The organism is Vibrio sp. Y176, from assembly GCF_033438945.1.
Map to the genome: position 1 here is coordinate 1 of NZ_JAWOQS010001023.1, position 548 is coordinate 548.

1 pseudogene is annotated in these 548 nt (G+C 48.0%); it reads right to left on the bottom strand.

The window, feature by feature from the left end:
* Positions 1-38 precede the first annotated feature (38 nt).
* A pseudogene (locus R7O13_RS29990) lies at positions 39-548 on the bottom strand (arabinose ABC transporter substrate-binding protein); the annotation flags it as partial.

Below are 548 nucleotides of genomic sequence, written 5' to 3' on the forward strand. Positions count from 1 at the left end.
CCGAAAGAGCGGCGGTCATTGCACCGCCGCAAATAGGCTTAAAGACCTTTTTTCTGTAGCTCTTCACGGAAGTTGTCGCGAGTGATCAGCACAACATCGGTGACTTCCACAAACTTCTCTGGCTGCACATCTTCTTTCACCCATTTGTAAAGTGATTCGATGCTCTTAAAGCCGTGCACGTCAGGGCTTGGCAATAGTGAGCCAAAGAAACCCGTAGCGTTTGACTTCGCCAACTCATTCACGGCATCGACACCATTAATACCAATACCAATCACGTTTTCAGCGGCAAAACCTTGGCCTTCAGTCGCGCGTACACCACCTAAAACCGTGTTGTCGTTCATACCAACAATCAGCCATTGCTTAACCTTTGGATATTGAACCAACAGTGAGTTAGCGGCATCTAACGCACCTGGGATGTCATTCGTTTTGGTCGGAACACGGTAGATTTGAGATTTAGGAAAGCCAGCATCTTCAAGTGCTTTTACAGAACCATCCACACGGCGACGAGCGGTATCTAGTTCGTCAGCAGTAATGGCCATAACACCTGT